We start from the raw sequence: 24,947 nt of genomic DNA on the forward strand, positions 1-24,947 counted from the left end.
CTCTCCCGCAAGCGGGAGAGGGGCGCACCGTCTCCGTTGCCCGCTCGTTAACGCGTCCCCTCGCATTTGAACGAATTTTCGTCGGCAAAACTGATTTGCCGATTTTACTGAATTCTCGCGTTTCATCTCTAGCGTCGGTTCCCAGAGGAATTCGGCGTCGCGCCAAGAGCGGCGGGACGGCTTGCCAAACGGCTACCAAGAACTGGGGTGATCGAGATGAACGGGGCGAAATCGCTTCTACAGGATCTGGACGACGCGATCGCGCGCGGCACCGACGAAAGCCGGGCGAAGGCGTTGTGGCATGCGACCGATATCCTGATCACCGGCCGCTACAGCGACGACGAGATCTCCACGTTCGGCGAGGTCATCGGCCGGCTCGCCGAGGAGATCGAGGTCGCCGCGCGGGCGCAGCTCTCGGAGCTGATGGCGGCCTGCGACCACGCGCCGCTCAACGTCATCGAGAAGTTCGCGCTCGACGACGAGATCGAGGTCGCCGGCCCCGTGCTGCGCGACTCCAGTCGTCTCGACGAGAAGATGCTGGTCGAGAGTGCCCTGACCAAGAGCCAGTCGCACCTGCTCGCGATCGCACAGCGCAAGTCGATCGGCGAAGCCGTGACCGACGTGCTGGTCAAGCGCGGCAACCAGGAGGTCGTGACGTCGGTTGCCAGGAACGAGGGCGCGCGCTTCTCCGGATCGGGCCTGTTGCACATGGTCCGCCGCGCCGAGGGCGATTCGATTCTCGCCGAACAGCTTGGCCTGCGCAAGGACGTGCCGCGCCACATCTTCCAGCAGCTCATCTCGAAGGCGTCGGAAGACGTGCGCCGCCGCCTCGAGACCGAGCGGCCCGAGATGATGGCGCAGATCCAGAGCTCGGTGACCGAGCTCACCGGCGATCTCCAGTCCAAGTTCGGCCCGTCCTCGCGCAGCTATTTCGTCGCCAAGCGCGTGGTCACGACGCAGTACCGGCAGGGCAACCTCAACCAGGACTCCATCTCGAACTATGCGCGCCAGCACCGTTTCGACGAGGTGCAGATCGGGCTGTCGCTGCTCTCGTCGCTGCCCGTCGACGTGATCGAGCGCGCGCTGATGGACCGCAACCGCGAGATGATCCTGGTCTTGTGCAAGGCGCTCGACTTCTCCTGGGACACGACGATGTCGCTCCTGTTCCTCGGCGCCAAGGATCATCTGATCACGGCGCGCGAGCTCCAGGACAACGAGCGCGAGTACGGCCGGCTCAAGATCGAGACCTCGCGCAGCATTCTGAAGTTCTACCAGTCGCGCAAGAATGGCGCGGGTGCCGAGACCGTTACGGGCCGTCAGCCCGAGTTCCAGGTCCACTAGTCGGGTGCACTGAGCATCATCCCGGAATCGAAGGGGAGTATTTGCAATGTTGCCTCAATTCGGCACCGCCGTTCGCAAGAAGAACCTCGGCAATGCCGTCACCGCCGATCTCGGCGGCGGCGCACCGGACAAGGCGTCGGTCGACGCCGCCTGGCTCGTGCTGGAAGCCGCCAACGATCTCGGCGACCACGCCGCCGTCGATGCCTGCCGTCGCGTCATCGACGCGGAGTTGAACGGCACGGTCGCAGGCAGCTCGGATGTCGATCTCGTGCTGGGGTACTTCCGGTAAACGATCGTCGCGCGGACGGGGCCAGCGGGCTGGCGCGAAGCCGCCCGACGACGGGCTTGGCGCAATCCGTGACCGCCGCGCACCGGATCTTCGCTGCGCGTTGCCTTCCGGCTCGTCTGCAGCGTGAAGCATTCCATGGCCCGGCGAGAGTCCGTGGTTGCTATGGCCCCGGCTCCGCCATTCTCAGCGCGCCTGGCCGCAGGCCGTATCTGCGCATGATGGCCTTGCTCAAGGCGCTTTCGGACGCATAACCGACGTCGCCGGCGATCTTCGCGATCGGATCGGTGGTGCCGGCAAGCCGCTTGCGCGCGATCGTCAATCTCAAATCGGACAGGAACGTCATCGGGGCGATCCCGGCATGCTTCCGAAAGGCACGCACCAGAGTCGCGCGCGACGAGACCGCGACCGCCGCCATTTCGTCGAGCGTCCAGTCCCGGGCGAGATCGTTCAGGATCGCCAACACCACCCGGGCTGTTGCGCGGTCCCGCAACAGCGAGACCGTCCCGTTTCCCGAACCCTCGTCGGCCAGATGGTCGCGGAGCATCATGACGAACAGGGCTCTTGCGAGGTCGGCGGCAACCATCTGCGATCCGACCCGTCCTGCGTCGAGCTCATCGCGAATGTCGATCAACAGGCGCCGAAATCTCTCGAGCAGGGGCTCTCCTGCGGTGCGAACGACGATTTCATCGGGAAGCGCGGCGATCAGAGGGTTCTCGTCCGACATCTCGAACAGGAACCGGCCACACAGGAATTCGGTATCGGCCCGGGCATCGACCGTTCTGCGCTGGCGAATGCCGTTCCTGATTTCGCTCGAGATCCTTGTTGCGACGCCGTTGGCCTGGCTTCGTACCGCGTGGCTGTCCCCGTGCGGCAAAAGCAGAATGTCGCCGGCGTCCAGCCGTTGCGGCCCCAGACCCGGCCTCTCGACCAGACAGGAGCCCCGCGTGACCATGTGGAATTGTGCCCATCCCCGGCCATTCGGCGCGTGTAGCGACTCCCAGGTCCCGCCAAAGCGACAGGAGTCGTCGATCACGGGCCGGATTCTCAACAGCGGCACCATCGCCTTCAACAGCTCGTCTGTCTCGGCTCCCGGCATTCGGCACTCCTGATCCGCGCGGACATGACGTCGATCCGCCTGGCCATATGCGGAGCGGCAAGCGTCTCTAAATCACAATCCAATCATCGAGTCATCGCGCGAACGAAGCGGCCAATGCTCACGGCTTCTAACACAACCTAACGAGCAATTTTTCCAGTGCTCCGTAAATGTCACCGAATGAAAGCGGCCGGCATTTCCGGAAAGCACGATTACCGACGGGAGATCGTATGACGTCCGAGACGAAGATCGAATCGTTGCCACGACCCGCGGACGTTTCCCGCCGCGGCTTCGTCGGAGGCCTGTCCGCGGGCATCCTGGCCGCCGCGAGCGAGCCAGCCCGAGCAGAGTCGCTGGCCGACATCCCCGATCGCGGGCCCGGCGCCGATCTCGGCGCGCACAGCGAGCGGTCGCGCTTCGTCAAGCTCGATCGTATCCCCGAGGCTACGCCAGGCAAACGCAACGTCGACCCGAGCGATGCCATCAATTCCAAGACACCGCACCAGAAGCTGGTCGGCAACATCACGCCAACCGATCTGCACTACGAGCGCAGCCATTCCGGCGTGCCCGAGATTGATCCCGCGCAGCATCGCCTGCTGGTCCACGGCATGGTGCAGAAGCCGCTGGTCTTCAGCGTCGAAGACCTGAAGCGGATGCCGTCGGTCACGCGTGTCGTTTTCATCGAATGCACCGGCAATGGATGGGAGAACTGGAAGAAGGCGGATCCCGATCTGACGGTGCAGAACACGCATGGCCTTGTCAGCACCAACGAATGGACCGGCGTGCCGCTCAAGTTCCTGATCGACCTCGTGACCAAGGACAAGGGCTCGAACTGGATGCTTGCGGAGGGCGGCGACGGCGCAGGCGTCGACCGCAGTATCCCCCTCACCGAGGAGATCGTGAACGAGGCTTTCGTCGCCTACGGGCAGAACGGCGAGCCGCTCCGACCCGCCCACGGCTTTCCGATGCGGCTGGTGATGCCGGGCTTCGAAGGCAACCTCAACATCAAATGGCTGCGCCGCCTCAAGTTCGGCACGGCGCCCTGGATGACGCGCTGGGAGACGGCGCGCTACACACAGTTGCTTGCAAGCGGCAAGGCGCGGCAATTTCAGCTGCGGATGGAAACCAACTCCGTCATTACCCATCCCTCGGGCATGATGCAGGTCCAGCCCGGCTACAACCGGATCTCGGGTCTCGCCTGGAGCGGTCATGGCAAGATCGCCAAGGTCGAGATCTCGACCGATGGCGCCAAGTCCTGGAAGCAGGCCCAATTGAGTCAGCCGGTGCTGTCGAAGGCCCAGGTGCGCTTCCAGATGGATTGGGTATGGGACGGCAAGCCGACCAAGATCGTCAGCCGCTCCACCGACGAGCGGGGGAACGTTCAGCCGGACCGGCAGTCTTTCATCGCCGCGATGGGAACCAATGCGCTGTTTCACTACAACGCCCAGCAGACCTGGAGCATCGATGAGGCTGGGAGGGTTCGCAATGTCCTCGCGTAACAAGCTGTTTCTGGCCGGCATCCTCACCGCCGGCGTGCTCTCCGCGCCCGCATCGGCGTTCGATTTCGGCCGTCCGGCAACGCCGGCCGAGATCAAGTTGTGGGACATCGACGTCGATCCCAATGGCAGAGGTCTGCCTGATGGCAGCGGCACGGTTGCGCAGGGCAGGCAGATCTTCGCCAGCTATTGTGCAGCCTGTCATGGCGACAATGGCCAGGGTGGCATCAAGGATCGCCTCGCCGGAGGCCAGGGGACGCTCGCGTCCAACATGCCGGTCAAGACCGTCGGCAGCTTCTGGCCCTATGCGACGACGTTGTACGACTACATTCATCGCGCGATGCCGTACCCGACGCCGGGCTTGCTCAGCACCGACGAGACCTATGCCGTCACCGCCTATATCCTGAGCCTCAATGGCATCGTTCCCGCGGACGGCAAGGTGGACAAGGAGAGCTTGCCGAAGATCAGGATGCCCAACCGCGACGGCTTCATTCCGGAGCCGGAATTCGATCCCGCCAAGCTGTTCCGCAGGAAGTGAGCGGGTATGAGGCTTTCGGCACTGATCAGGATCCTCGCTCTGATCGCAGCGATATGTTCATGGGAGACACAGGTAATGGCCGCAGAAGGACTCATCACCATCAAGAGCAGTTTCGGGCCCGAAGACACCATGAAGCGGCTGGAGGCCGAAGTGAGAGCGAAGGGTCTCACCGTGTTCGCCCATGTCGACCACGCCGCGGGCGCCGCCGCGGTCGGCCTGCCGCTGCGCCCGACCGATCTCATCATCTTCGGCAACGCCAAGGGCGGCACGCCGTTGATGCAGCAGGCGCAGACCATCGGCATTGACCTGCCGCTGAAGGCGCTGGTCTGGCAGGACGAGCAAGGTGCGACTTGGCTGTCATACAACGATCCGGCCTATATCGCGGGGCGTCACGGCGTAGGCGAGCCGGCGAAGGCCGCCGTCACCGCAATGACCGGAGCCCTGCACGCGATCGCAACCAAGGCAACCGCGCCGTAGCTTCACGAGAGGTCCATGACCAACACAGACGGGCAACCGGCGCCGTCCGGTCCGCAAGAGAGCAAGCTCGGCAGATGGCTGGTCATCGCGGTGCTGTGCGCGATGCTCGTTGGCGCCGTCGCGCTCGGCTATCTCGGCTGGTTCAGCACGGATATCGAGGTGCCGGCGGCAGGCTACCTCGCGCTGGTGCTCGGCGTCATGTTTTCGCTGGTCGTCGGCGTCGGCCTGATGACGCTGGTGTTCTACAGCAGCCGCAAAGGCTATGACGAACCGGCGGTGCTGATCCCCGAGCCGGAGAGCGAATCGGAGAATGGACGCAGTGACCCGCAGTGACTGGCCGGGCCCGCAGGGCTATCGCATATGAGATGTGAGCTATGGGTACCGAGCCTCTCCACGTCGTCATGGCCGGGACAAGCCCGGGCATGACGGCCTCTCGAAAATTCAAATGCGATAGCCCTGGCCGGGCCCGGGAAGAGCGACGATGCCCATCGTGCTCCTGTTTAGATTCCATGGACGGGTAGGACCAATGTCATCCTGCGCGGCCGGATTTTCGACGCGGGTACGCGCATTGCACGCGGCTGTGATCGGCGGAACCCCGTGGAGACCGCCTTGGGAGCCCTCAGCGCCGGATGCGGTAAATCACGACATCCTCGCCGTGGCGGTTCGTGCTCCGCTCGAGAAGGTAGTTCGATTTCTCCAGCACGCGGCGGGATGCACCGTTCCCGACATGCACGATGCCGACGACGGACGTTAGCGCGAGCTGTGACAGTCCGATGCGCGTCATCGCGGTCGCGATCTCACCGGCAAGTCCCCGGCCCCAGAGGTTGCGAGTGAACGCGTAGGCGATCTCGATCTCGTCGATGTCGTCCACCAGGATGTGCCGGAGGCCCGCCCGTCCTGCGAACGCCCCGTCGCTCGTTCGCAGCGCCCACAGCCCAAAGCCATGCCGGTCCCAATGCGCCATGTTGACGTCGAGATATTCCTTCGTCGTCTCGGCCGAGCGCACGCCGCCGAGATGACGGGACACCTCGGGATCGAGATGTAATGCGACGAGATCTGCGAGGTCAGCCTCGCGCAGCCGTTCGGCGGTCAGTCGTTCGGTGACGAAGCGATCGATGGAGCCAGATGGACGCATTTCGAGAAGGTCGCCATGCCGTAGCGGGCCGATGATGCCATTATGCCGCTGTTTTGCCCGACGGCGCAAGCGGATTTAGGATAATCCGCAAGTCATTGATTTCAAGACCCACGGTCTACTGTGCATGGGGTTGTTTTCGAAGTTTTGTCTTGGGGGATCATCCCGCGCCCAGCGCGACCGCGACATTGTACGTCACGAGGCTCGCCGCATAGGCCAGCACCAGCATGTAGGCGAAGGTCGCGCCCATCCAGGCCCAGCTTCCGGTCTCGCGCCGGATCACGGCCAGCGTCGAGGCGCATTGCGGGGCGAAGATGTACCAGGCCAGCATCGACAGCGCGGTCGCAAGCGACCATTTCGTGGCCAGCACCTGGCCGATCTGCTCGGCCGCTTCCTTGCCGCCCTCGATCGCATAGACGGTGCCGAGGGCAGCGACCGCGACTTCGCGCGCCGCCATGCCCGGGATCAGGGCCACCGCGATCTGCCAGTTGAAGCCGACAGGGGCGAGCAGCGGCTCCAGCGCCTTGCCAATCATGGCAGCCAGGCTGAAGTCGATTGCGGGCCCGGTGGCGCCCGCGGGCGGCTGCGGGAACGAGGCCAGGAACCAGATCAGCACCATCATCGAGAAGATCGTGGTGCCGGCGCGCTGCAGGAACATCTTGGCGCGGGTGTAGATCCCGATCGCGATCGATTTCAGCCGCGGCATCTTGTAGTCCGGCAGCTCCAGCATGAACGGCGCCGGCGCAAAGTCGCGGATCATGAAGAACTTGATCACGTACGAGACGGCAAGCGCGCTGACGATGCCGGTGGCATAGAGGCCGAACATCACGAGGCCCTGGAGGTTGATGTAGCCCCAGACGTCTCTAGCCGGAATGAAGGCGGAGATGATCAGCGTGTAGACCGGAATGCGCGCCGAGCAGGTCATCAGCGGCGCGATCAGGATCGTGGTGAGGCGGTCGCGCTTGTTGTCGATGACGCGCGTCGCCATGATGCCGGGAATGGCGCAGGCAAAGCTCGACAGCAGCGGAATGAAGGCGCGGCCGTGCAGGCCGGCGCCGCCCATGATGCGGTCCATCAGGAAGGCGGCGCGCGCCATGTAGCCGAAATCTTCCAGCAGCAGGATGAACAGGAAGATGATGATGATCTGCGGCAGGAACACGATCACGCTGCCGACGCCCGAGATCACGCCGTTCTGGAGGAAGCTCTGGAGCAGGCCGCCGGGGAGGGTGTCGTGGACGAACTCGCCGAGCGCATCGAAGCCCGAATTGAGCAGGTCCATCAGCGGCTGCGCCCAGGCGAACACCGCCTGGAACATCACGAACAGGATCAGCGCGAGCACGATAAGGCCGCCGACCGGATGCAGCACCACGGCGTCGATCCGTGCGGTCCAGGTGTCGGGTCTGGCAGGCAGGCTGACGCAGTCGGCGATGATGCGGTCGGCCTCGCGCTGGGTGGCGCGCAATTCGCTGACGCTGAGCGCGCGCCAGCTGTTCTCCTGCGGCTCGGAGAGCTTCGCCGAGATGTCGTCGGTCAACTGGAGCAGATCGGCCGTGCCGCCCTTGCGCACCGCGATCGAGGTGACCACGGGCACGCCGAGCTCTTTGGCGAGCCGCTCGACGTCGACGGTGATGCCGCGGCGGCTCGCGATGTCGAACATGTTGAGCACGAGGATCATCGGCCGTCCCGTGCGCTTGAGCTCGAGCAGCAGGCGGATGGTCAGGCGCAGATTGGTGGAATCGGCGACGCACAGCACGAGATCGGGCACCGTCTCGCCGCTGGCCTTGCCGAGCACGAAGTCGCGGGTGATCTCCTCGTCCGGGCTGCGGCCGCGCAGCGAATAGGTGCCGGGCAGGTCGACCACCGAGACCTGGCGTCCCAGGGGGGTGACGAAGAAGCCCTCCTTGCGCTCGACCGTGACGCCGGGATAGTTCGCGACCTTCTGCCGGCTGCCGGTCAGGGCGTTGAACAGCGAGGTCTTGCCGCTGTTCGGCGTGCCCACCAGGGCGAGATGCAGCAGGGGTAGTTCCATGTGATCAGGGCCCGGATGAGGCGTCCCGTCGCGATCTAGGCGACGATGATGGCCATGGCTTCGCGACGGCGGACCGCGATGGTGATGCTGTCGACCCGTACGGCGATCGGATCGCGCCCGACCAGCCCCTCATGCAGGATCTCGACCCGGGCGCCCTCGACGAAGCCGAGTTCGATCAGGCGGCTTTCGAGCTCGACGTCCGAGAGCGCCGAGCCCGCCTGCTTGGCGGAAAGGTGCTGGATGACGCCGGTATAGCCGCGCTGGGCCAGACCCAGCGGCATGTGCGGACGCGTGTCAGTGGTGTCGGTCATGCCCTGTATTTTCAACGCAAGGCATCAAGGTCAAGCGCGCACCTTCGCGGAAGCTGCACCTTAGAGTGATTTTAAAGTGTGGCAGCCGGGGTGCCCTCGTGGGCGCCCCCGAAGGCTACTGGGCCGGGACCTTGTCCGGCTGGGCGGCCATGGCGCGGCTCTTGAAGTAGTCCAGGACGAAGAGGCGGATCGCCGAAGACAGATTGCCTTGCTGGCGGTTGTTGTCGATCTCGCCGACCAGCTCGGACAACGTCATGTTGCGCAGGCCGGAGATCTCCTTCATGCCGTTCCAGAACGCCTCTTCCAAGCTGACGCTGGTCTTGTGGCCGGCGACGACGATTGACCGTTTCACGACGGGCGACTTCATGGCTGCTCCTCGTGATCGATCCGGTGCTGGTCCAGATGCTCCTTGGCCTGGTCCGCCCGCTTCTCCTCCGCCGAGCGGGCCGCCTTCGTGCGACCGAATTTCGCCCGGTTGGCGTCCGCCTGCTTCGCCGAGGCTTCCCGCTCGGCGCGCTTCCTGAATCGATTCAGGTTGATGACGTTCCCCATGCCGTGTCTCCATCATCCGATCCTCGCTAGGCAGGATGAAACATTCAGAAACAGGGTGCCGCGTTGCGCCCCGAAAGACTTGATCGTCATTCGCTCGTCCTCGTCAATCGGCCCATCGGGCCATCAAACGATGAATTTCGCCCGTCGAGGGCAGTGGAGCTGCGTAACACGCCGCTCCGCCGTAACATTGACGGTAATCAAATCCCTCCCCCAAAACCGCATATTTCTGGAGGGCCGAGGGTCCGTATCATTACGGATGGCTGTCGGAATTCGGAAATCTATCCCGGGCTGGTCATCTTCTCGGGGCGTACCAGACGGTCGAACTCGTCGGCCGAAACGAAGCCGAGCCGCAGGGCCTCCTCCTTCAGCGTGGTGCCGTTGGCATGCGCCGTCTTGGCGACCTTTGCCGCGTTGTCGTAGCCGATCTTCGGCGCCAGCGCCGTGACCAGCATCAGCGAGCGCTCCATCAGCTCCTTGATGCGCTTTTCGTCGGCGCGGATGCCGCTGACGCAATGTTCGGTGAAGGAGCGTGCGGCATCCGCCATCAGGCGGATCGAGTGCAGCATGTTGTAGGCGAGCACGGGCTTGTAGACGTTGAGCTCGAAATGGCCCTGGCTGCCGGCGACGGTGATGGCGGTGTGATTGCCGAACACCTGGCAGCACACCATGGTCATCGCCTCGCATTGGGTCGGATTGACCTTGCCGGGCATGATCGAGGAGCCCGGCTCGTTCTCCGGCAGGATCAGTTCGCCGAGGCCCGAACGCGGGCCGGAGCCGAGCAGGCGGATGTCGTTGGCGATCTTGAACAGGCCGGTCGCGACCGAATTGATGGCGCCGTGCGCCAGCACATAGGCGTCGTTAGAGGCCAGCGCCTCGAATTTGTTGGCGGCGCTGGTGAACGGGAGCTTCGTGATGCGGGCAACATGCTTTGCGAACAGTTTTGCAAAGCGCGGCTTCGAGTTGAGGCCGGTGCCGACGGCGGTGCCGCCCTGCGCCAGCGGATAGAGGTCCTTCACCGCGACCTTGAGCCGGGCAATGCCGCTTTCGACCTGCGCGGCATAGCCGGAAAATTCCTGGCCCAGCGTCAGGGGCGTCGCATCCTGGGTGTGGGTGCGACCGATCTTGACGATCCTTCCGAACTCCTTCTCCTTCTTGCGCAGCGCGCGGAGCAATTCGCCGAGGGCAGGGACGAGATCGGCATTGATGCGGCTTGCGGCCGCGATGTGCATCGCGGTGGGAAACGAGTCGTTCGACGACTGGCTCATGTTGACGTGGTCGTTGGGATGCACCGGCTTCTTGGCGCCGAGCTCGCCGCCGAGCAGCTCATTGGCGCGGTTGGCGATCACCTCGTTGAGGTTCATGTTGCTCTGCGTGCCGGAGCCGGTCTGCCACACCACAAGCGGAAAATGATCGTCCAGCCTGCCTTCGATCACCTCGCGCGCGGCGCGGATGATGGCGCCCGCCCGGCGCCGGTCGAGCAGGCCGAGCTCGAGATTGGACTGCGCCGCAGCGAGCTTGACGATGCCGAGGGCATGCACCAGCGAGATCGGCATGCGGTCGGTGCCGATGCGAAAATTCTGGCGCGAGCGCTCGGTCTGGGCCCCCCAATAGCGGTCGGCGGGGACCTCGATGGGACCGAAGCTGTCGGTTTCGATGCGGGTCGCGGAGCTTGAAGGGCGGGTCTTCTTGGCCATGAGCACATCCATTCCGCCACGCGAAAGCCGCGCGGCCATTTCTGTGCTCTCTATATACGCAGTTTGGCTGTGTGCGACGGCTTCGGGCTCAACCTAGATCATTTCTTACGGAAACGATCGAGCCGCACGACTTCGGCGCCGCCCTGGCTCGGCGGGGTCGGCTCGTCGGTGGCTTCCGCTGTCTCGGTCGCAGGTGCCGGGACCGATACAGCCGACGGCGCGGGCGCTGCCGGCAAAGTCTCGGATGGCACCTCGGCGACGTCGGAGGTGTCGAACTGGAGGCCGAACTTCACGGACGGATCGAGGAAGCTCTTGATGGCACTGAACGGCACCACCAGCCGCTCAGGAATGCCGCCAAAGGACAGGCCAACCTCGAAGCGGTCCTCGAGCACGGTCAGGTCCCAGAACTGGTGCTGGAGGATGATCGTCATCTCTTCCGGATATTGCGCGAGCAGCCGCGGCGACAGCTTCACGCCCTCGGCCTTCGAGACGAAGGTGATGAAGAAATGGTGCTCGCCCGGCAGGCCATGGGCCGCGGCATCGGTCAGCACCTTCCGCAGCACGCCGCGTAGCGCGTCGCGGGCCAGCACATCATATCGGATATGATCGGTCGCCATGGTGGTCCTGTTGCATCCCCGAAGCCGGACCCTGCCGGCCCGACTCGCCAAGCCGCAATAGTACCGCGCCTGACGGGTGAGCAGGAGTCCCCGCCGGGGAAGAAATAAAAGAGTTAAGTGGAGGCTTCTGTTGCCAGGTGCCTCCGAACCCCGCCTAGCGGAGCTTAACCCGCTAGGACTTTAGAGTGGTCTTTCAAACTGCGTTACGCAGCCTGAGCAACCGGAGCAAAGTTGTCGTTGGCAACTATTGCAGTAGCCCGATAACGGCGGAACAATACCGGGAAAAAGTACGCCCTTTACGCCCTCGTCGATCCTATTTCGCCCCCGCCAAAGCCCGCTTCGGGACAGCCCGATGGTGGGCTTTGGTGGAGGCGCCGGGTACCGCCCCCGGGTCCGAATGGTTTATTGCGACGACCGTTTATTTCCATAGCCGGCGAACCGGCACTCCCAATATAGGACGCAAAGCTTTCGAAAAACAGGGGTTTCGAGCGGATTGACTGCGGTTCCCTTTGGATAGGTCCCGGACCGTCTTGGCCGCGGCGCGACCCTCGTTCTAAGCTCCTGGCATGTCCTCGGGTTCAGCACCGGCCGTCCAAGAGCCGGATCTCGCCACCGCACCGCCAAGCCTGGTCGCGCTGTTTCTGGCCTTCGCCAGGATGTCGCTGGCGGGTTTCGGCGGGGTCCTGGTGTTTGCCCGGCGAGCGATCGTCGAGCAGCACCGCTGGATGACGGCGGACGAGTTCAACGAGACCTTTGCGCTCTGCCACTTCCTGCCCGGGCCCAACATCGTCAATCTGTCGATGGTGTTCGGATCGCGGCTGCGCGGCATCGCCGGCGGCGTTGCCGCCTTTGCCGGGTTGTTGCTGCCGCCGACGCTGATCATGACGGCGCTTGCGATCGCTTACGCCCGTTTCGGCGATCTCGAGGTGCTGCGCCGAATCCTTGCCGGCATCTCCTGCGCGGCGGTCGGCCTCTTGATCGCCGTGGTCTTCCGCATGATGATGCCCCTGCTCAAGCAGGCGGATCCCCTTGCGGTGATCCTGATGCTCGGCGTGTTCCTTGCCATCGGCGTGCTTCGCCTTCCGCTCCAGGCGGTGCTGCTGGTAGCGATCCCCATCAGTATCGGCCTCACTTATTTCCTGCGGCGGAAAGTAGCAGCATGACCGGCCACAGCCCGATCTGGTCGCTGATCTCCACCTTCGGTCTGATGTCGCTATTTGCCGTCGGCGGGGCCGCGGCGGCGGTGCCCGAGATGCACCGGATCGCGGTGGAGGTGAATCACTGGATGACCGACAAGCAGTTCGCGGACGCCTATGCGATCGCGCAGCTCTCGCCAGGTCCGAACGTGCTTATCGTGACGTTAATCGGCTATGCCGTCGCCGGCATCCCCGGCGCGCTGGCGGCGACGCTGGCGATGTGCCTGCCGACGGCGCTGCTTGCCTATTATGTCAGCCGGCTCCTGAATCGCCCCAGCCAATCGCGCTGGCCCGGCCTGATCCAGGCTGCACTGGTTCCGCTCTCGATTGGTTTGATGGCGGCGAGTGCCCTTGTCCTGGCCCAGTCCACCGATCGCAGCATTGCTGCACTGCTTCTGACCGTAATGGTTGCGGTGATGGCATCCGTCTCGCGCGTCAATCCACTGTGGCTCCTGCTCGCCGGGGGCGTGTTGGGTTTTGCTGGCATTGTGTGATGAAAATCGCTAGGCAGTGATCCGGGCGGGGGATCCAGTTCCAGCCGATTTACAACAACAGTGCTCGTGACTTACGGGTCGCGGAGGAGACAGGCATGGCCGACACGATGGGCCACTCAGCGATGGCCACTCGAAACACCAAGGTGGCGCTCGGCTTTTGTCTGCTGGCGATTGCGCCGCAGATTTTCGAATTGATCTGGTCGATCGGAACACTCTTCGGCTGGGGGACCGGCCGCGGCCCGGCGACGGTCGTGACCAGCCACGCGACCGCGCTGCTCGCCGGCGCACCCAGTGCCATATTCGGATCGTTCGGCGGCGGCACCAAGAAGATGTCGTCCGAGGTGCTGCTGGCGCTGATCTATTCCTATCCGATGTTCGCGGTGGCGATTCTCACGCTGTTCATGACGATCCGCTCGGCACAAGACTATGTCGGCGGCGTCGTCCTGATGGCGGTCGCCCTGTTCGCGCTGTGGGCATCGAGTGATTTGCAGGGCATGCGAGGCTTCTCCTTCGGCGCAGGCACCGCGCCGCGCATGTTCGGCGGGCTGCTGGTCGCCTTGTCCGCCGGCATCGCCCTGACCGGCCTTCTGACCGATGGGCCTGCGATGGCCCATTACTCCTGGCGGGGACCGCTGTTCGTAGTGGCTGCGATTCTCTTCTTCGCGCTGGCGATCCGGCCGCTCGGCGTCGTGGTCACGGCCTTCGCGAGCTTCATGATCGCGGCGACGGGCTCGCACGAGACGCGGTGGCTCGAAGCGGTGATCGTCGGCGCCTGCCTGACGGTCGGTTGCGCCATCCTGTTTCCCTACGTGCTCGGGCTGCCGATGCCGATGTACCCGCGTTTCCTGATCCAGTGAGGGCGTAATGGATATTTTTGCCAACCTCGCTCACGGCTTCGCCGTCGCCTTCTCTCCGATCAACCTCCTGATGTGCCTGATCGGCGCCCTCGTCGGCACGCTGGTCGGCGTGCTGCCGGGCATCGGCACCATTGCGACGGTCGCAATGCTGCTGCCGATCACCTTCGGACTGCCGCCGGTCGGCGCGTTGATCATGCTCGCCGGCATCTATTATGGTGCCCAGTATGGCGGCTCGACCACGTCGATCCTGGTCAATATTCCAGGCGAGGCGACATCGGTGGTCACCGCTATCGACGGGCACCAGATGGCCAAGCAGGGCCGCGCCGGCCCGGCGCTGGCGATCGCCGCGATCGGCTCGTTCTTCGCCGGCTGCGTCGCGACGGTCCTGATTGCCATCCTCGGTGCGCCGCTCACGAAGCTCGCGCTGGCGTTTGGCCCGGCTGAATATTTCTCGCTGATGGTGCTCGGCCTGATCTTCGCGGTGGTGCTGGCCAAGGGCTCGGTGCTGAAGGCGATCGCCATGATCGTGTTCGGCTTGCTGCTGTCGATGGTCGGCTCGGACATTGAGACCGGCGCCTCGCGCATGGCCTTCAACATTCCCGAGCTCGCCGACGGTCTCGGCTTTGCGACCGTGGCGATGGGCGTGTTCGGCTTTGCCGAGATCATCCGCAATCTCGACCATGGCGCCGGGATGAACCGCGACCTCGTGCAGCAGAAGATCACCGGCCTGATGCCGACCAAAAAGGATCTGGTCGACTCGGCGCCGCCGATCCTGCGCGGCACCGTGCTCGGCTCGATCCTCGGCATTCTGCCCGGCGGCGGCGCGGTGATCGCATCCTTCGCGGCCTATACGCTCGAGAAGAAGCTCGCCAAGAACCCGTCGCGGTTCGGCCGTGGCGCGATCGAGGGCGTGGCGGGGCCGGAAAGCGCCAACAACGCCGCGGCGCAGACCTCGTTCATCCCGCTGCTCACCCTCGGCATCCCGCCGAACGCGGTGATGGCGCTGATGGTGGGCGCGATGACCATCCACGGCATCGTGCCCGGTCCGCAGGTGATGCAGAAGCAGCCGGACCTCGTCTGGGGCATGATCGCCTCGATGTGGATCGGCAATCTGATGCTGATCATCATCAACCTGCCGCTGGTCGGAATCTGGGTGCGCCTCTTGCGCGTGCCGTACCGGCTGATGTTCCCCTCGATCGTGATCTTCTGCGCGATCGGCATCTATTCGGTGAACAACGCGCCGGTCGACGTCATCCTGGCCGGTATCTTCGGTCTCGTCGGCTACTGGCTGATCAAGCACGATTTCGAGCCGGCGCCGTTGCTGCTCGGCATGGTGCTGGGACCGCTGATGGAAGAGAACCTGCGCCGCGCGCTGCTGATCTCGCGGGGCGACTGGAGCGTGTTCGTCACGCGTCCGTTGTCGGCGGTGCTGCTGGCGGTTGCGGCGGGTCTTCTCGTCCTTACGGTGCTACCGGCGTTGCGCGCCAAGCGCGACGAGGTGTTCACCGAGTCCGAGAACTGAGGTCGCCGCCCAACGGCGCGCCACGTCCTGCGTCGGCGCGCCGCATTCGGAAGTCGAATCGACTTGTGTGACGGCTTCGTGAAATGAAAATAGCGGCCTTTGGGCCGGCAGTTTGATTGTTGTCCAAGGGGATCCACATGACTTTTCTTCGCGCGCTCACGGGCGCATGTGCCGCAGCGCTTGCCTCGCTGGGCACCTTCATCGCGCCGGCCGAGGCGCAGACCTACCCGACGCGCAGCATCACCATGATCGTACCGTTCGCGGCCGGCGGGCCGACCGACGTCGTCGCGCGCATCGTCACCTCGCATATGGCGCAGACACTGGGACAAAGCATCATCATCGAGAACGTCGTCGGTGCCGGCGGCACCACCGCGACCACGCGCGCCGCCCGCGCGGCCAATGACGGCTATACGCTGATCACCGGGCATATGGGCACGCATGCCGCATCCGTGCCGCTCTATCCGAAGCTGGCCTACCATCCCGAGAAGGATTTCGAGCCGATCGCGCTGCTCGCGGGCACGCCGATCCTGATCCTCGCGCGCAAGGACTTTCCGCCGAAGGATCTGAACGAGTTCGTCGCCTATGTGAAGGCGAACGCCGAGAAGGTGAACGCCGCGCATGCCGGCGTCGGCTCGGTCTCGCACGTCTCGTGCGAGCTCCTCCACTCGATCCTCGACATCAAGCCGGTGGGCGTGCCCTTCAACGGCACGGGACCTGCGATGAATGCGCTGGTCGGAGGCCAGGTCGATTACATGTGCGACCAGATCGTCAACGCCGTGCCGCAGATCAACGCCGGCACCATCAAGGCCTATGCAATCGCAACGCCGGAGCGCAATCCGTCGCTGCCGAACGTGCCGACGACGGCCGAAGCGGGCCTGCCGAAGTTCCAGGCCCAGGCCTGGAACGCGATGTTCGCACCCAAGGGAACCTCGCCCGCGATCGTGGCGAGCCTGAACGCCGCGGCCGTCAAGGCGCTCGATGACGAGACTGTGCGCAAGCGCCTGCTTGAGCTCGGCAGCGTCATCCCGGGCCCCGCCGAACGGACACCGGAATCGCTGGCCGCCCTCGTCAAGAACGAGATCGCGAAGTGGACCCCGGTGCTCAAGCCGGCAACTTAGGCAATGCGATCAAGCTGATAGGCCGGAAGGGCGGGACGCAAGTTCCGCCCTTTCGTTTGTGCCAGGACCGCTCATTTTTCCGGGTATAATCGCCACGGACAGCGAATCGCTGCTGTCGCAGCATGGGGGCGGCCGCTAACTTCGCCGCCTCCCCCAGAGGCTGCCGTCTTCCAAGGTTTTTGGCACATGCACCAGTATCAGGACCTGCTCGAGCGGATTCTTTCAGACGGCGCCGAGAAGACCGACCGGACCGGTACCGGCACGCTTTCCGTGTTCGGCCACCAGATGCGCTTCAATCTGTCCGCCGGCTTCCCGATGCTGACCACCAAGCGGCTGCCGCTGAAGGCGATCGTGCACGAACTGTTGTGGTTTCTGAAGGGCGACACCAACATCAAATATCTGCGCGACAACGGCGTCACCATCTGGGACGAATGGGCGGACGCCAATGGTGATCTCGGCCCGGTGTACGGCCATCAATGGCGCTCCTGGCCCACGGCCGACGGGCGCAGCATCGACCAGATCGCCAATGTCATCGACATGATCAAGCGCACTCCCGATTCCCGCCGGCTGATCGTCACCGCCTGGAATCCGGCCGACGTCGAGAAGATGGCGCTGCCGCCCTGCCACCTGCTGTTCCAGTTCTATGTCGCGAACGGTAAACTGTCGTGCCAGCTCTATCAGCGCTCGGCCGACGTCTTCCTCGGCGTGCCCTTCAACATCGCCTCCTATGCACTGCTCACCATGATGGTGGCGCAGGTCACCGGGCTGAAGCCCGGCGACTTCGTGCACTCGCTCGGCGACACCCATCTTTATTCCAACCATCTGGAGCAGGCGAAGCTCCAGCTCACGCGCGCGCCGCGCGCGCTGCCGGTGATGCGTATCAACCCTGATGTAAAGGACATCTTCTCCTTCCGCTTCGAGGATTTCGAGCTCGTCGGCTACGATCCGCATCCGCACATCAAGGCGGAAGTCGCGGTCTAGCGCAGATGTCGTTGGCCATCCGTCGTGCCCAGGCCGGAGAAGCCGGCCTCGTTCTGTCCTTCATCCGCGAGCTTGCCGAATACGAAAAGCTGTCGCACGAGGTGGAGGCGACCGAGGCTGACATCGCCGACGCGCTGTTCGGTGATAGGCCGCAACTCTATTGCGCGATCGCCGAATGGAACGGTGAGCCGGTCGGCTTCGCGGTGTGGTTTGCGAATTTCTCTACCTTCAGCGGCCGCCACGGCATCTATCTCGAAGATCTCTACGTGCGGCCGTCGCATCGGGGCAGGGGCCTCGGCAAGGCGCTGCTGGTCTATCTCGCCAGGGAATGCGTCGAGAACGGCTGGTCGCGCCTGCAATGGGCGGTGCTCGACTGGAACGCGCCGTCGATCGCGTTCTACAAGTCGTTGGGCGCCGTCATGATGGACGACTGGACGCTATGCCGCGTCACCGGGCCTGCGCTGAAGCGGCTTGCCGGGAGTGAGTCCTGATGGAGATCGTCTTCGTCGTCGCGATTGCGGAGAACGGCGTCATCGGCGCCGGCAACGCCATTCCGTGGCGACTGAAATCCGACATGGCCCGTTTCAAGGCGCTCACGATCGGCAAGCCGGTGATCATGGGCCGCAAGACCTTCGAATCCCTGCGCCGGCCGCTGCCGGGCCGCACCAACATCGTGATCACGCGCGATGCGGCTTATCGTGCCGCGGGCGCCCTCGTCACGACGTCGGCTGCGGAGGCGGAGGCGGTCGCGCGCGGCGATGCCCTGCGGCGTTCGGTCACTGAGATCGCGGTGATCGGCGGCGCCGAGATCTACCGGCAATGGCTCGATCGCGCCGATCGCCTCGAAATCACCGAAGTGCACGCGCGGCCCGAAGGCGACACGCGTTTCGACATCGACAAGTCCGGGTGGGAGGAGACCACGCGCATCCGTCATCCTGCCGGACCCGACGACAGCGCCGACTTCTCCTATGTGACATATCGTCGGCGGGCGGCCATTAACCGCATTCGCCAATGTTTACATTGACTTTTTCGTCCCCGAGCATAGCTCGGAAGGCAGCCCGGGTTGCGTTGTAAGGGACCTGTCTCTCCCCTATAAAGCCGGACCGGACAAAGCGGGCGGGGGCAATTCCACCCTGCCGAGGAGATCATCGAATGCCGTGGAAGAATCAGGGCGGTGGCCCATGGGGCTCGGGTCCAAAGGGACCATGGGGCTCAGGCCCGCAACCGGTCGGGCCGAGGCCGCCGGATCTGGAAGACCTTCTGCGGCGCGGCCAGGACCGCCTCCAGCAGATCATGCCGGGCGGCTATTTTTCCGGTATCGGCATCACGCTGATCATCCTGCTCATCGTTGCATTCTGGCTGCTGTCGGGCTTCTTCCGCGTGCAGTCCGAAGAGCTCGGCGTCGTGCTGCGCTTCGGCAAGCATGTCCGCACCGTACAGCCGGGCCTGAACTATCATCTGCCTTATCCGATCGAGACCGTGCTGCTGCCGAAGGCGCTGCGCGTCAACACCACCTCCATCGGCATGACGCTGATCGACGATCCGGCGCGGCGCGGCCGCTCCATTCGCGACGTGCCTGAAGAGAGCCTGATGCTGACCGGCGACGAGAACATCGTCGACGTCGACTTTACCGTGCTCTGGCGCATCAAGCCGGACGGCGTCGGCGACTTCCTCTTCAACATCCAGAATCCCGAAGGCACCGTGAAGGCGGTCGCCGAGAGCGCGATGCGCGAGGTGATCGGCCGCTCGCAGATCCAGCCGATCCTGACCGGCGCGCGGAACGTCACCGAGCAGAACGTGCATGAACTGATCCAGAAGACCCTGGATAGCTACGGCGCGGGTATCCAGATCAGCCAGGTGCAGATGCAGAAGGTGGATCCGCCGGCGCAGGTGATCGATGCCTTCCGCGACGTACAGGCGGCGCGCGCCAATCTCGAGCAGCTGCAAAACGAAGCCCAGACCTACGCCAACCAGGTGGTGCCGCAGGCGCGCGGCCGTGCCGCGCAGATCCTGCAGGCTGCCGAAGGCTACAAGGAGCAGGCGGTCGCCGAAGCCAAGGGCCAGAGCGCGCGCTTCCTGAAGGTCTATGACGAGTACAAGAAGGCGCCCGATGTGACGCGCGAACGGATCTATCTGGAGACCATGGAACGCGTGCTCGGTGGCGCGGACAAGCTCATTTATGACGGCGGCAGCGCCTCGGGGCAGGGCATCGTGCCCTATCTCCCGCTTCCCGAACTGACGACCAAGCGGCCGCCTACCACCGGTCCGCAGTCGAGCGGAGGCAGCCGATGAGGTCCCCGGTTACAGGTTTCGTCACGCTGCTTGGGCTGCTTCTGGTCCTGATCGTAGCCTACATGTCGCTGTTCACGGTGCAGCAGACCGAGCAGACGATCGTGCTCCAGTTCGGCCGGCCCGTCGACGTCGTCACCGCGCCCGGACTGCATTTCAAGGCGCCGTGGAACTCGGTGATCAACATCGACAAGCGGATCCTCGACCTGGAGAATCCGTCGCAGGAAGCGATCGCGTCCGATCAGAAGCGGCTCGTGGTCGACGCCTTCGCGCGCTACCGCATCAAGGATGCGTTGCGCTTCTATCAGAGCATCGGCTCGATCCAGGCTGCCAACGTCCAGCTCACCACGCTCCTGAACGCGGCGCTGCGCCGCGTGCTCGGCGAGGTCACCTTCATCAATGTGGTGCGCGACGACCGCGAGAAGCTGATGCTGCGCATCCGCGACCAGCTCGATCGCGAGGCCGACGGCTACGGCATCGAGGTCGTCGACGTCCGGATCCGCCGCGCCGACCTGCCGGATCAGAACAGCCAGGCGGTCTACCAGCGCATGAAGACCGAGCGCGAGCGCGAGGCCGCCGAGTTCCGTGCACAGGGCGGCCAGAAGGCGCAGGAGATCAAGTCCAAGGCCGACCGCGAGGCCACCGTGATCGAGGCAGAAGCGAGGTCGCAGGCCGAGCAGACGCGCGGCATTGGCGACGCCGAGCGCAACCGCCTGTTCGCCGAGGCTTACGGCAAGGACCCCGACTTCTTCGCCTTCTACCGGTCGATGACGGCCTATGAGAACGGGCTTCGTTCGAACGACACCCGCTTCCTGCTGCGACCGGAGTCGGATTTCTTCCGGTACTTCAGCAACCCGTCCGGCAAGATGGCGACCGAGACGCCAGCGAAGCCGTAAGCTAGACAAGGGCGGCCGGTCTGGCCGCCCTTTGTCCAGACAAGAACAGCATAACGGGGAGGTTCCATTCCGATGAGGTCCATTGCGTTCGCCGACTTCCTCATCGGCCTAGGCATCCTGTTCGTGCTCGAAGGCTTGATGTTCGCAGCCAGTCCCAACTGGATGCGCAAAGCCATGAAGAGCGCCATCGCGACGCCGGACAACGTGCTGCGGGCGGTCGGGATCGGTTCGGCCGTGGCCGGTCTGGTCCTGATCTGGGTTATCCGGCGCCCGATTTAGGGCATCAGGCCAACGCCAAAGTGAAGGCGCCAGACCGGTTTTCGTCGTATTGTCGGTGTCTTGAGGCCCGTTAAGCTCCGCGCTTGCGCCGTGCCCCCGTTCGAGCGCAGTCTGGCGCCGAATCCCTTTGTCTGGAGATCACAATGACCGCTGCCACCACTGCCCCGTCCCGCTCGCGCCGTTGCGTGCGACTTGGTGTGCGAATTGGGCTGGCCGCGCTCGCCGTCGGTGCTTTCAGCGCGTTCGGCACGCCGGCCCATGCGCGCGGACCGGATGGCATCGCCGACGTCGCCGAGAAGGTGATCGACGCGGTCGTCAACATCTCGACGTCCCAGACGGTCGAGGCCAAGGGCGGCGGCGGCGGCAGCAACACCATGCCGCAACTGCCGCCCGGCTCGCCGTTCGAAGAGTTCTTCGACGACTTCTTCAAGAACCGCCGGGGTCCCGGGGGCGGCAGCAAGGGCGGCGACAACGCGCCGCGCAAGACCAACTCGCTCGGCTCGGGCTTCATCATCGACGCATCAGGCGTCGTCGTCACCAACAACCACGTCATTGCGGACGCCGACGAGATCCACGTCATCCTCAACGACGGCACCAAGATCAAGGCCGAGCTGGTCGGCGTCGACAAGAAGACCGATCTCGCCGTGCTCAAGATCAAGCCGCCGAAGCCGCTGGTCGCGGTCAAGTTCGGCGACTCCGACAAGCTGCGCCTGGGCGACTGGGTGGTCGCGATCGGCAACCCCTTCAGCCTGGGAGGCACGGTGACCGCCGGCATCGTCTCGGCCAAGAACCGCGATATCTCATCAGGACCATACGACAGCTACATCCAGACCGACGCCTCCATCAATCGCGGCAATTCCGGCGGTCCGCTGTTCAACCTCGACGGAGACGTCATCGGCGTCAACACGCTGATCATCTCCCCATCCGGCGGCTCGATCGGCATCGGTTTCGCCGTGCCGTCGAAGACAGTGGTGGGGGTCGTCGATCAGCTCCGCCAGTTCGGCGAACTGCGCCGCGGCTGGCTTGGGGTGCGCATCCAGAGCGTCACTGACGAGATCGCCGAGAGTCTCAACATCAAGCCGGCGCGCGGTGCGCTCGTTGCCGGCGTCGACGACAAGGGCCCGGCCAAGCCCGCCGGCATCGAGCCCGGCGACGTCGTCGTCAAGTTCGACGGCAAGGACGTCAAGGACCCGAAGGACCTCTCCCGCGTCGTCGCCGACACGGCGGTCGGCAAGGAGGTCGACGTCGTCGTCATCCGCAAGGGGCAGGAAGAGACGAAGAAGGTCACGCTGGGCCGCCTCCAGGATCCCGACAAGGTGCAGGCTGCGGTGAAGACCGACGAGCCGGCGCCGGAGAAGCTGGTGACGCAGAAGGCGCTTGGCCTTGATCTCGCGTCGCTGAACAAGGATCTGCGCACGCGCTACAAGATCAAGGACAGCGTCAAGGGCGTGGTCGTCACCAATGTCGACGCCAATTCCGACGCAGCCGAGAAGCGCCTGTCCGCCGGCGACGTCATCGTCGAGGTGGCGCAGGAGGCGGTGTCGAGCGGCGCCGACATCCAGAAGCGGGTCGATCAGCTCAAGAAGGACGGCAAGAAATCGGTGCTGCTGCTGGTCTCCAACGGCGACGGCGAGCTGCGGTTCGTTGCGCTGAGCGTGCAGTAGGAAACGCGTAGCCTCACACCCGCTGTCATTCCGGGATGGTGCGCAAGCACCAGACCCGGAATCTCGAGATTCCGGGTTCGATGCTTCGCATCGCCCCGGAATGACAGATAGAAAATCTACCCCTCCACGAACTCGTCCCGCCGATAGCCCTGTGCATACAGTAGCGCGGTGAGATCGCCGTGATCGATCCGCGCGGCCGCGGCCGCGGCCACCGCGGGCTTGGCGTGATAGGCCACGCCGAGCCCCGCCGCCTGAATCATCGCGAGATCGTTGGCGCCGTCGCCGACCACGACCGAGTCGATGTCGTCGAGATCGAACGACTCCATCAAGTCCACCAGCGTCGCGAGCTTTGCGGCGCGGCCCAGGATCGGCTCCTTCACCTCGCCGGTGAACTTGCCGTCGCGCACGACGAGCTCGTTGGCGCGGTTCTCCTGGAAGCCGATCATGGCGGCGACCGCGCGCGTGAACAAAGTAAAGCCGCCGGAGACAAGGCAGGTATAGGCGCCGTTCGCGCGCATGGTGGCGACCAACTCGCGGCCGCCCGGCGTCAACGTGATGCGCTTGGCCAGCACCTCGTCGACAGCGCTGGCGGGCAGGTCCTTGAGCAGCGCGACGCGCTCGCGCAGTGCCGGCTCGAACTCGATCTCGCCGCGCATCGCGCGCTCGGTGATGCCAGCGACATGCGCCTTCACCCCGACGAAATCGGCGAGCTCGTCGATGCATTCCTGGCCGATCATGGTGGAATCCATGTCGGCGAGAAAAAGCTTCTTGCGCCTGAAGCCAACAGGCTGCACGACGATATCGATGGGCAGGTCGCCGCGGAGCTCGCGCAACCGTTGCTCGATGGCGTGACGGTCGCCTTCGAGGTTACTGTCGGTGCCGAATGGGATGTCGACCGCGACCCCGTCGAACAGCCAGTGCGCGGGCGCCGCCTGTGGCAGCACAGCGCGGGCGCCGTCGACGATGGTCGAATCGAGCGCGGGATTGTCGGGATTGCAGATCAGCGTGGCGACGAGGGACATTGAGGGTTTCGTGAGCGAGGGGCATTCAAGCAAGGCCGTGCTTATCGCAGGCCCGACCGCCAGCGGCAAGTCGGCGCTGGCGCTCGAGCTTGCGCTCGCCACCGGCGGCGTCGTCATCAATGCCGATTCCATGCAGGTCTACCGCGACCTCCGCATCATCACGGCGCGGCCGACGGCGGCGGACGAGGCGCGCGTGGCGCATCGTCTCTATGGCCATGTCGATGCCGCCGTGAACTTCTCGGCTGGTGCCTGGGTAAGCGACGCGGCGAAGGCGCTCGATGAAGCAAGGGCTCAAGGCCGTCTGCCGATCTTCATCGGCGGCACAGGGCTCTATTTCAAGGCTCTGACGGCCGGCCTCTCCGTGGTGCCGCCGATCCCTGCCGAGGTGCGGGAGGATGTGCGTGCGCGGTTGGAACGGAATGGCGTCGAGGCGCTGCACGTGGAACTTGCGCGCCGGGACCCAGCTGCAGCCGAGCGATTGAACCTGCGCGACCGCACGCGGATTGCCCGCGCGCTCGAGGTGATCGAGGCGACCGGGCGTTCACTTCTCGACTGGCACCGGGAGGGACAGCCACCGCTGCTGCCGAAGGACAGCTTTCGCGCGGTGTTTCTCGCGCCCGAGCGGGATGAGCTCTATGCCCGCATCGATGCCCGCTTCGGCGCCATGTTGGGGGCCGGCGCGTTGAGGGAGGTCGAGCGGCTCGCCGCCAGACACCTCGATCCGCTGCTGCCGGCGATGAAGGCCCATGGCGTGCCGGCCCTGATCCGGCATCTGCGCGGCGAGCTCAGCGTGGAGGAGGCCGCCAGCATCGGCCGCGCCGACACCCGCCACTACGCCAAACGGCAGTTCACCTGGTTCCGGCACCAATTGCCGGAATTCGAATGGGTCAAGCCGGAGGAGGCAAGGGGTTGGCTCGCGGCGGTCGCGAATGCGGCGGACCCGGGTTGACGCGCTTTTGTGCGCGGTTCCGGGAATTTACCTCTCGCCGAACCCCGGGAACACCGCTACACTGCCGAAATCGCGCGGGAGCGGCCGCATTGCCTTGACATCCGGGCTTTG

Annotated in this window: 28 protein-coding genes and 1 other RNA gene; 19 read left to right on the top strand and 10 right to left on the bottom strand. The window is 64.6% G+C overall.

The features are described from left to right. Positions 1–216: 216 nt before the first annotated feature. Positions 217–1,341: a DUF2336 domain-containing protein gene (locus tag XH96_RS10450; protein WP_194392419.1), complete on the top strand. Its 1,125-nt coding sequence runs from the start codon at positions 217–219 to the stop codon at positions 1,339–1,341. 46 nt (positions 1,342–1,387) lie between these two features. Beyond that, positions 1,388–1,630: a hypothetical protein gene (locus XH96_RS10455; protein ID WP_194392420.1), complete on the top strand. Its 243-nt coding sequence runs from the start codon at positions 1,388–1,390 to the stop codon at positions 1,628–1,630. Between the two features lie 160 nt (positions 1,631–1,790). Here XH96_RS10455 and XH96_RS10460 read toward each other — a convergent pair whose 3' ends face one another. Beyond that, complete coding sequence (locus XH96_RS10460) at positions 1,791–2,726, bottom strand: AraC family transcriptional regulator (RefSeq protein ID WP_194392421.1); 936 nt, start codon at positions 2,724–2,726, stop codon at positions 1,791–1,793. A 227-nt stretch (positions 2,727–2,953) separates the two neighbouring features. On the opposite strand from XH96_RS10460, the gene soxC reads away from it, so the two are divergent. Genes soxC through XH96_RS10480 form a run of 4 tightly spaced genes read left to right on the top strand, consistent with a single transcriptional unit; the run spans position 2,954 to position 5,567 of the window. Beyond that, the gene (soxC, locus tag XH96_RS10465) at positions 2,954–4,222 is read left to right on the top strand and encodes a sulfite dehydrogenase (protein ID WP_194392422.1); all 1,269 of its coding nucleotides are present in this window, start codon (positions 2,954–2,956) and stop codon (positions 4,220–4,222) included. After that, the gene (locus XH96_RS10470; protein WP_194392423.1) at positions 4,209–4,757 is read left to right on the top strand and encodes a c-type cytochrome; all 549 of its coding nucleotides are present in this window, start codon (positions 4,209–4,211) and stop codon (positions 4,755–4,757) included. The genes soxC and XH96_RS10470 overlap by 14 nt, the downstream gene beginning before the upstream one ends. A gap of 6 nt (positions 4,758–4,763) precedes the next feature. Next, the gene (locus XH96_RS10475; protein WP_194392424.1) at positions 4,764–5,234 is read left to right on the top strand and encodes a DUF302 domain-containing protein; all 471 of its coding nucleotides are present in this window, start codon (positions 4,764–4,766) and stop codon (positions 5,232–5,234) included. Between the two features lie 15 nt (positions 5,235–5,249). Beyond that, a complete protein-coding gene (locus tag XH96_RS10480; protein WP_194392425.1) occupies positions 5,250–5,567 on the top strand; it encodes a hypothetical protein in 318 nt (105 codons plus the stop codon). 286 nt (positions 5,568–5,853) lie between these two features. On the opposite strand, the gene XH96_RS10485 is transcribed toward XH96_RS10480, so the two are convergent. From XH96_RS10485 to ssrA, 8 genes are all read right to left on the bottom strand, one after another. After that, on the bottom strand, positions 5,854–6,351 hold the full coding sequence (locus XH96_RS10485; protein WP_194394093.1) for a GNAT family N-acetyltransferase: 498 nt from the start codon (positions 6,349–6,351) through the stop codon (positions 5,854–5,856). 175 nt (positions 6,352–6,526) lie between these two features. Further along, the gene (locus XH96_RS10490; RefSeq protein ID WP_194392426.1) at positions 6,527–8,395 is read right to left on the bottom strand and encodes a ferrous iron transporter B; all 1,869 of its coding nucleotides are present in this window, start codon (positions 8,393–8,395) and stop codon (positions 6,527–6,529) included. 35 nt (positions 8,396–8,430) lie between these two features. Continuing rightward, positions 8,431–8,706, bottom strand: coding sequence for a FeoA family protein (locus XH96_RS10495; RefSeq protein ID WP_061879324.1), 276 nt, complete (start codon positions 8,704–8,706; stop codon positions 8,431–8,433). A gap of 115 nt (positions 8,707–8,821) precedes the next feature. After that, entirely contained in the window at positions 8,822–9,073 is a 252-nt protein-coding gene (locus XH96_RS10500) for a ribbon-helix-helix domain-containing protein (RefSeq protein WP_025038043.1), read from the bottom strand. After that, on the bottom strand, positions 9,070–9,258 hold the full coding sequence (locus XH96_RS10505) for a DUF4169 family protein (RefSeq protein ID WP_028177109.1): 189 nt from the start codon (positions 9,256–9,258) through the stop codon (positions 9,070–9,072). Before XH96_RS10505 ends, XH96_RS10500 begins: the two co-directional genes overlap by 4 nt. 278 nt (positions 9,259–9,536) lie before the next feature. After that, positions 9,537–10,964 carry a class II fumarate hydratase gene (fumC, locus tag XH96_RS10510; RefSeq protein ID WP_194394094.1) on the bottom strand — a complete coding sequence of 476 codons (1,428 nt, stop codon included), beginning with the start codon at positions 10,962–10,964 and terminating at the stop codon, positions 9,537–9,539. Between the two features lie 86 nt (positions 10,965–11,050). Further along, positions 11,051–11,569 carry an SspB family protein gene (locus tag XH96_RS10515; RefSeq protein WP_028177111.1) on the bottom strand — a complete coding sequence of 173 codons (519 nt, stop codon included), beginning with the start codon at positions 11,567–11,569 and terminating at the stop codon, positions 11,051–11,053. Positions 11,570–11,685: 116 nt separating this feature from the next. Then, positions 11,686–12,051: a transfer-messenger RNA gene (ssrA, locus tag XH96_RS10520) on the bottom strand. A gap of 84 nt (positions 12,052–12,135) precedes the next feature. On the opposite strand from ssrA, the gene XH96_RS10525 reads away from it, so the two are divergent. The 12 genes from XH96_RS10525 to XH96_RS10580 all read left to right on the top strand — a co-directional run bounded on the left by XH96_RS10525 (position 12,136) and on the right by XH96_RS10580 (position 22,865). Beyond that, on the top strand, positions 12,136–12,732 hold the full coding sequence (locus tag XH96_RS10525) for a chromate transporter (protein ID WP_194392427.1): 597 nt from the start codon (positions 12,136–12,138) through the stop codon (positions 12,730–12,732). Then, positions 12,729–13,259 carry a chromate transporter gene (locus XH96_RS10530; RefSeq protein WP_194392428.1) on the top strand — a complete coding sequence of 177 codons (531 nt, stop codon included), beginning with the start codon at positions 12,729–12,731 and terminating at the stop codon, positions 13,257–13,259. Before XH96_RS10525 ends, XH96_RS10530 begins: the two co-directional genes overlap by 4 nt. A gap of 95 nt (positions 13,260–13,354) precedes the next feature. Beyond that, a complete protein-coding gene (locus XH96_RS10535; protein ID WP_194392429.1) occupies positions 13,355–14,116 on the top strand; it encodes a tripartite tricarboxylate transporter TctB family protein in 762 nt (253 codons plus the stop codon). A gap of 7 nt (positions 14,117–14,123) precedes the next feature. Next, positions 14,124–15,638, top strand: a complete 1,515-nt coding sequence (locus XH96_RS10540) for a tripartite tricarboxylate transporter permease (protein ID WP_194392430.1) — start codon at positions 14,124–14,126, stop codon at positions 15,636–15,638. A 137-nt stretch (positions 15,639–15,775) separates the two neighbouring features. Then, a complete protein-coding gene (locus XH96_RS10545) occupies positions 15,776–16,756 on the top strand; it encodes a tripartite tricarboxylate transporter substrate binding protein BugD (protein ID WP_194392431.1) in 981 nt (326 codons plus the stop codon). A 186-nt stretch (positions 16,757–16,942) separates the two neighbouring features. Further along, a complete protein-coding gene (locus tag XH96_RS10550; protein ID WP_028177116.1) occupies positions 16,943–17,737 on the top strand; it encodes a thymidylate synthase in 795 nt (264 codons plus the stop codon). A gap of 5 nt (positions 17,738–17,742) precedes the next feature. Further along, positions 17,743–18,228 (top strand): GNAT family N-acetyltransferase, encoded by a 486-nt coding sequence (locus XH96_RS10555; protein ID WP_194392432.1) that lies wholly within the window; start codon positions 17,743–17,745, stop codon positions 18,226–18,228. Next, positions 18,228–18,761: a dihydrofolate reductase gene (locus tag XH96_RS10560; RefSeq protein WP_194392433.1), complete on the top strand. Its 534-nt coding sequence runs from the start codon at positions 18,228–18,230 to the stop codon at positions 18,759–18,761. Before XH96_RS10555 ends, XH96_RS10560 begins: the two co-directional genes overlap by 1 nt. A gap of 128 nt (positions 18,762–18,889) precedes the next feature. Next, positions 18,890–20,029, top strand: coding sequence for an FtsH protease activity modulator HflK (hflK, locus tag XH96_RS10565; RefSeq protein WP_194392434.1), 1,140 nt, complete (start codon positions 18,890–18,892; stop codon positions 20,027–20,029). Further along, complete coding sequence (hflC, locus tag XH96_RS10570) at positions 20,026–20,922, top strand: protease modulator HflC (RefSeq protein WP_194392435.1); 897 nt, start codon at positions 20,026–20,028, stop codon at positions 20,920–20,922. Before hflK ends, hflC begins: the two co-directional genes overlap by 4 nt. Positions 20,923–20,994: 72 nt before the next feature. After that, positions 20,995–21,201 (top strand): DUF2065 domain-containing protein, encoded by a 207-nt coding sequence (locus XH96_RS10575; protein WP_028177121.1) that lies wholly within the window; start codon positions 20,995–20,997, stop codon positions 21,199–21,201. 143 nt (positions 21,202–21,344) lie between these two features. After that, entirely contained in the window at positions 21,345–22,865 is a 1,521-nt protein-coding gene (locus XH96_RS10580) for a Do family serine endopeptidase (protein ID WP_194392436.1), read from the top strand. 116 nt (positions 22,866–22,981) lie between these two features. Here the strand turns inward: XH96_RS10580 and serB are convergent, their stop codons facing one another. Next, positions 22,982–23,887 (bottom strand): phosphoserine phosphatase SerB, encoded by a 906-nt coding sequence (serB, locus tag XH96_RS10585; protein ID WP_194392437.1) that lies wholly within the window; start codon positions 23,885–23,887, stop codon positions 22,982–22,984. A 10-nt stretch (positions 23,888–23,897) separates the two neighbouring features. Between serB and miaA the strand changes: the two genes are divergently transcribed. Beyond that, the gene (gene miaA / locus XH96_RS10590; protein ID WP_194392438.1) at positions 23,898–24,836 is read left to right on the top strand and encodes a tRNA (adenosine(37)-N6)-dimethylallyltransferase MiaA; all 939 of its coding nucleotides are present in this window, start codon (positions 23,898–23,900) and stop codon (positions 24,834–24,836) included. Positions 24,837–24,947: the final 111 nt, after the last annotated feature.

The organism is Bradyrhizobium sp. CCBAU 51765 (genome assembly GCF_015291725.1).
Taxonomy (GTDB): Bacteria; Pseudomonadota; Alphaproteobacteria; order Rhizobiales; family Xanthobacteraceae; genus Bradyrhizobium; species Bradyrhizobium liaoningense.